The sequence below is a fragment of the Rosenbergiella metrosideri genome, from assembly GCF_022602565.1.
Taxonomy (GTDB): domain Bacteria; phylum Pseudomonadota; class Gammaproteobacteria; order Enterobacterales; family Enterobacteriaceae; genus Rosenbergiella; species Rosenbergiella metrosideri.
On record NZ_JALBCV010000002.1, the window covers coordinates 385934 to 392047 of the forward strand.

At 46.7% G+C, this 6114-nt stretch carries 5 protein-coding genes and 3 tRNA genes (1 of these 8 running past the window's edge); 6 read left to right on the top strand and 2 right to left on the bottom strand.

Features of this window, described 5'->3' with window-relative positions; translation table 11 throughout:
- Positions 1–16 (top strand) — tRNA-Ser (locus MKR94_RS04335) (it extends 172 nt beyond the left edge of the window).
- A 174-nt stretch (positions 17–190) separates the two neighbouring features.
- On the top strand, positions 191–1072 hold the full coding sequence (locus MKR94_RS04340; protein WP_338328003.1) for a DMT family transporter: 882 nt from the start codon (positions 191–193) through the stop codon (positions 1070–1072).
- A 44-nt stretch (positions 1073–1116) separates the two neighbouring features.
- Here MKR94_RS04340 and cycA read toward each other — a convergent pair whose 3' ends face one another.
- Complete coding sequence (gene cycA / locus MKR94_RS04345; RefSeq protein ID WP_241645592.1) at positions 1117–2511, bottom strand: D-serine/D-alanine/glycine transporter; 1395 nt, start codon at positions 2509–2511, stop codon at positions 1117–1119.
- A gap of 176 nt (positions 2512–2687) precedes the next feature.
- A complete protein-coding gene (locus tag MKR94_RS04350) occupies positions 2688–2909 on the bottom strand; it encodes a DUF2594 family protein (RefSeq protein WP_241585070.1) in 222 nt (73 codons plus the stop codon).
- Positions 2910–3083: 174 nt separating this feature from the next.
- Here MKR94_RS04350 and uvrC point away from each other — a divergent pair, with 174 nt between their 5' ends.
- From uvrC to MKR94_RS04370, 4 genes are all read left to right on the top strand, one after another.
- Positions 3084–4916: an excinuclease ABC subunit UvrC gene (gene uvrC / locus MKR94_RS04355; protein WP_241645593.1), complete on the top strand. Its 1833-nt coding sequence runs from the start codon at positions 3084–3086 to the stop codon at positions 4914–4916.
- Positions 4917–4982: 66 nt separating this feature from the next.
- Complete coding sequence (gene pgsA / locus MKR94_RS04360) at positions 4983–5531, top strand: CDP-diacylglycerol--glycerol-3-phosphate 3-phosphatidyltransferase (RefSeq protein ID WP_048911939.1); 549 nt, start codon at positions 4983–4985, stop codon at positions 5529–5531.
- A gap of 210 nt (positions 5532–5741) precedes the next feature.
- Positions 5742–5815, top strand: a tRNA-Cys gene (locus MKR94_RS04365).
- 6 nt (positions 5816–5821) lie between these two features.
- Positions 5822–5908 (top strand) — tRNA-Leu (locus MKR94_RS04370).
- The last annotated feature ends 206 nt before the right edge of the window (positions 5909–6114 follow it).

Below are 6114 nucleotides of genomic sequence, written 5' to 3' on the forward strand. Positions count from 1 at the left end.
CTCTCCTCCTCCGCCACTATTTAAGAAACCAGCCATAGGCTGGTTTTTTGCATTTCTGCTGTAGCCTATATTCTTCTCTACCTTGCTCTGCCCGCTAATCACTGATACTGATGGAATATGTCAGATCCACGTTAGTCCCCTTTTCTAAAGGGTGCTCCAAAATGTTGTCTTTACTGTAAAAGGAGAGTCTGTGAAATCGCCTGTTGCGTTGAAGGTATCTCGGCAAGAAGCCACGTTAATCCTAATCACTATGTTATGGGGTGCGACATTTCTTATCGTCCATCACGCCATGCAAACCGCCAGCCCCTTCTTTTTTGTGGGCGTGCGTTTTGCTGTTGCCGCACTACTGTTATCAGTGTTTTTTTGGCGAAGCCTAGCGGGTATTACGGTAAAAGACCTGCAAGCCGGGGCGCTGATTGGCTTATGCATCGCGATAGGCTATAGCTTCCAAACGTGGGGTATGCAGACCATTTCCAGTAGCCAATCGGCCTTTATGACCGCGATGTATGTTCCTTTGGTTCCTTTATTACAATGGGCCTTTCTCAAGCAGCCCCCACGGCTGATGTCTTGGTGTGGCATTATCTTAGCGTTCGTTGGCTTATTGTTATTGTCCGGTAATACCGGAGAGAGCAACCAAGGATTGGGAATCGGTGAGTACGTGACATTGCTCAGCACCTTAGCCATCGCTGGGGAGATTATTTTGATCAGTGGTTATGCGGGGCAAGTCGATACCAAACGGGTCACCATCATCCAGTTAGCTGCCGCCTCGTTATTCTCGTTTTTGTTTATGGTGCCCGCGGGAGAAACGGTGAGTCATTTCTCACCAACGGTAATTCTTAGCGCAGCGGGATTAGGCTTGATGAGTGCCATTATCCAATTAACCATGAATTGGGCGCAACAAAGCATCTCGCCGACGAGAGCAACGGTAATTTATGCGGGTGAACCGGTATGGGCCGGTATTGTGGGGCGAATTGCGGGCGAAATTTTACCGAGTATAGCCTTACTGGGCGGGGTATTAATTGTGGCTGGGGTACTGGTCAGTGAGTTGAAAATTAAACGTCGATCTCAGTAAACCTGATTAAAAAAGACGGGCTGTTTAGCCCGTCTCGTGATGTCTTACGACTGAATCGATTTACGTTTGGAAAACCAACCAATGGCTAGCAATACAAACCACAGCGGTGTAACACTTAACGCTTGACGTGTATCAGACTGCAAGGTTAATAACACGATGATAAAAGCGAAAAAGGCGAGTACCACCCAGCACATGACCACGCCACCGGGCATTTTAAACGACGAACGCTGATGCTTCTCTGGGAACTTTTTGCGATAGGCAAGATAAGAGCAGAGAATAATCGACCAAACGAACATGAAGAGGATGGCGGAAACAGTTGTGACCAGTGTGAAAACAGTCATTACATTCGGGATAAGATAGATTAACGCCACGCCTAAAAATAGACATAAACACGAGAACAATAATCCATTCACCGGTACCGAACGTTTAGATAATTTGCCAAACATTTTCGATGCCACGCCCTGCTCTGATAAACCGAACAGCATACGACTGGTTGAAAAAATACCACTGTTGGCGGAAGAGGCTGCCGAAGTGAGCACCACAAAGTTGACAATGCCTGCGGCCGCTGGCAGACCAATTAATACGAACATCGCAACAAAGGGACTGCGCGCGGGGTCAATTTCATTCCATGGCGTTACAGCCATGATCACACAGAGCGCTAATACGTAAAACATAATGATGCGCAGTGGGATGGAGTTGATAGCCTTAGGCAATACTTTTGCCGGGTTATGAGTTTCCGCGGCGGCTGTCCCCACCAATTCGATCCCCACAAAGGCAAAGACCGCAATTTGGAAACCGGCGAAGAAGCCAGACAGTCCCTTAGGAAACATGCCGCCGTGAGACCAAATGTTGCTGAGTGACGCATAGGTGCCATTAGGCAGCGCATAATGCGATGCAATAAGCACAATACCGACCACAATTAGACTGACGATGGCGACGATTTTAATAATCGCGAACCAGAACTCCATCTCACCGAATAATTTAACGGTGGCAATGTTAAGTACCAGGAAGGTGGCAACGCAAAGTATAGCGCTGAGCCACACCGAGAACTCTGGAAACCAAAATTGGAAGTAGGCGCTGATGGCCACAATATCCGCGACACCGGTTACCACCCAACAGAACCAGTAAGTCCAGCCGGTAAAGTAGCCGGCCCATGGACCGAGGAGATCCGCTGCGAAATCGCTAAACGATTTATATTCTAAGTTAGCGAGTAATAATTCACCCATTGCGCGCATAACAAAAAAGAGCATAAAGCCGATTAACATATAAACGAAAATGATCGATGGACCCGCAAGGCTAATCGTTTTGCCTGACCCCATAAACAAGCCGGTTCCAATGGCCCCGCCAATGGCAATTAATTGAATATGCCGATTGTGTAAACTGCGCTTAAGTGAACCCTCACCCGTATTGGGGTGCTGGGGATCGGAGAGATTCGTCATGAAAAAATTCCTGTGATGATGATGGTCAATCGTTGTTGTTATTTTTAGAACGTACTAAGGGTTTGTAACATACTCTACTTCGTTTTGAGAATAGGGGGGTCGGGGATTTGGTTCATATCAAGCTAAATAAATGAAGAGCGGTGAAAATACCTCCTGAAACAGGAGGTCATAGTCGATTAGGCCAGGTAAGCCGTTTTGATTTGTTGCAGGGTTGCAGAGAACTGAGCCTTATCTTCGCCATCTTCTAAGGTCGAAAGTTGGCGTTCCATACGAAGAATTGCTTTACCTGCATCAACCTGCCCCATGGACTTGAGCATACAAGCCAATAACATTTTCATACAGGTGACTTCTTTCGACAAATTTTCAACATCTTGAGCAGTTGTGATTGCTTGGCTCATTATGTTTTCTCCAATAGATGAAATAAATTGGGCAGAGTGTACCACAATAACTTTATTTCTATATAGCAGCGAGCCTAGCTGATAGTGGTTATCTGCGCCATAATAAGCAAGAGTGCGGCAAGGTAGAGGCAACATCCAGCCATAACAGATAAATAGTAGACTTAGGACGGCGGCGTGACTGAACGATTTGATGCAAAAGAATTTTTAAAACATGTAACGCACCAACCTGGCGTATACCGAATGTACGATGCTAAAGAGCAGGTGATTTACGTTGGTAAAGCGAAAGACCTCAGAAAACGACTGAGCAGCTACTTTCGTCAAAATGTTGGCAGTCGTAAAACAGAAGCTTTAGTGGCGAATATCGCCCAGATTGATGTCACCGTAACCCATACCGAAACCGAAGCGCTATTGCTTGAGCATAACTATATCAAGCTTTATCAACCTCGCTACAACGTATTACTACGTGATGATAAATCCTATCCCTTTATCTTCCTAAGTGGTGACAAACACCCTCGTTTGGCGATGCACCGTGGCGCAAAACATGCGAAGGGGGATTATTACGGCCCTTTTCCTAATGGTTATGCAGTTAAAGAAACGTTAATTTTATTACAGAAAATATTTCCTATACGTCAATGTGAAAACAGTGTGTACCGTAACCGTACACGCCCTTGTTTACAGTATCAGATAGGGCGTTGCCTAGGCCCCTGCGTAGAAGGCTTGGTCAGCGAGGAAGAATATGCGCTGCAGACTGACTATGTGCGTCTGTTCCTCTCTGGGAGAGATGATCAGGTTCTACGTCAGTTAGTCTCAAGAATGGAGCAAGCGAGCCAGAACTTAAGATTCGAAGAGGCGGGAAGATTACGGGATCAAATTCAAGCGGTGCGCCGTGTTACCGAGAAACAGTTTGTCTCGAATCAAGGGGACGATCTGGATGCTATCAGCGTGGCCTACGATGCTGGATTAGCCTGCGTGCATGTACTTTTTATCCGTCAAGGCAAAGTCTTAGGTAGCCGCAGCTATTTCCCTAAGGTACCTGCCGATACCGAGCTTACCGAAGTTGTCCAAACCTTCGTCGGTCAATTTTATCTGCAGGGCAGTGAGTCTCGGTCGTTACCGACGCAAATTCTTGTCGATTTTCCGTTACCGGAAAAAGAGGTGCTTAGTGAATCGTTAACGGAATTAGCGGGCCGGAAGATCCAACTACAGACTCAACCCCGGGGCGATCGGGCTCGTTACCTGAAACTTGCACGGACCAATGCCACCTCGGCATTGGTGGCAAAACGGTCGCAATACTCAACCCTCTCTCAACGTTATAAGGCACTGACAGAGTACCTTCAGCTGCCGACACTCCAACGCATGGAGTGTTTCGATATCAGCCACACGATGGGCGAACAAACCATCGCTTCCTGTGTGGTCTTCGATCCACAAGGACCGGTACGCGCCGAGTACAGACGGTTCAATATTGAAGGGATTACGCCGGGCGATGACTACGCGGCTATGCGCCAAGTGTTACGCCGTCGTTATGGCAAGCCTTTAGAACCCGAGAAAATTCCTGACCTGATTATTATTGACGGCGGAAAAGGGCAGTTAGCCCAGGCGATTGAGGTATTTGCTGAACTCGATGTCCCATGGGATAAGACCAAACCTTTACTACTCGGAGTAGCAAAAGGTAGCGATCGTAAAGCAGGTCTTGAAACCTTATTTAAATTACCGGTCGGCGAAGGAATGTCCCTACCTGCGGATGACCCAGCGCTACACCTTATCCAACATATACGCGATGAGTCACATAATCATGCAATTGCCGGACACCGTAAAAAACGCGCTAAGGTTAAATCGACGAGTTCGTTGGAAGATATAGAAGGTATCGGACCAAAACGCCGCCAGCAGCTGTTGAAATATATGGGCGGGTTACAGCCGCTTAAAAACGCCTCAATCGAAGAAATAGCCAGCGTTCCAGGTATTTCTCCGAGTTTGGCTGAAAAAATATTCTATTCACTCAAACACTAGCATTGAAACAGGGTGCACAATGTAGGAACATAAGGCTTCGCTCTCACTGCTAGGCCTTTGTTGCATATGCAATTTACAATACCGACGTATCTCACGTTTTTTCGCGTGATCTTGATCCCATTCTTTGTGCTTGCGTTTTATCTTCCTTTTAGTTGGGGGCCAACAGCGACTGCGCTTCTCTTTGTTATTGCTGCTGTAACAGATTGGTTCGATGGTTTTCTTGCTCGCCGCTTAAAACAAACAACTGCCTTTGGCGCATTTCTCGATCCGGTAGCCGATAAAGTTTTGGTAGCAATAGCCCTTGTTCTGGTGACTGAGCATTTTCATAGCTGGTGGATCACCTTACCCGCAGCTACCATGATCGCCCGCGAGATTATCATCTCAGCTTTACGCGAGTGGATGGCGGAAATTGGTAAACGTAGTAGTGTAGCGGTGTCGTGGATTGGTAAATTTAAAACCAGCGCACAGATGTTTGCATTGCTTGCACTGCTCTGGCGGCCAAGCGAGGCCTTCACTATCGTTGGGATCATTGCATTATATGTTGCAGCCATCCTTACGTTCTGGTCGATGTTTCAGTATTTGAAAGCTTCCAGCAACGATCTAATGAATTCTTAAGCAGTTTTTGTTTATCAATACATCATTATGACGTTTTTTCAGTCGGTCGAGACTGAAATAGCAAAAAAAGTGGATGTGGCTATTGCCAACCCCAAGAAGACAGTCCATAATAGCCACCATTCCGAACAGGGATATGAATTAACGCTTTGAAAAACAAGAAGTTAATTTGAGTTGAAGCAGTTTACTTGCAAAAGCAAGTATTAGAATTATGGCGCGTTGGCAGAGTGGCTATGCAGCGGATTGCAAATCCGTGTACCTCGGTTCGACTCCGGGACGCGCCTCCAAATTCTGCCCAGGTGGTGAAATCGGTAGACACAAGGGATTTAAAATCCCTCGGCTGTAAGGCTGTGCGGGTTCAAGTCCCGCCCTGGGCACCATCGATAGTAATTATAAGCACTGTGTGCAATGTCGAATTACCGCTTAAGCGGATGTCAGTATTAAGCTACCCTGATAGGGTAGCTGAGTAGTAAATATCATTATCCTGTTAGATGGTGATAAATAGAATTTGCCCAGGTGGTGAAATCGGTAGACACAAGGGATTTAAAATCCCTCGGCTGTAAGGCTGTGCGGGTTCAAGTCCCGC

Bases quoted from the DNA above. Each gene is read 5' to 3' on its own strand.
- MKR94_RS04350 (WP_241585070.1), bottom strand. From the start codon at position 2,909: ATGAGCCAAGCAATCACAACTGCTCAAGATGTTGAAAATTTGTCGAAA.
- cycA (WP_241645592.1), bottom strand. From the start codon at position 2,511: ATGACGAATCTCTCCGATCCCCAGCACCCCAATACGGGTGAGGGTTCA.
- pgsA (WP_048911939.1), top strand. From the start codon at position 4,983: ATGCAATTTACAATACCGACGTATCTCACGTTTTTTCGCGTGATCTTG.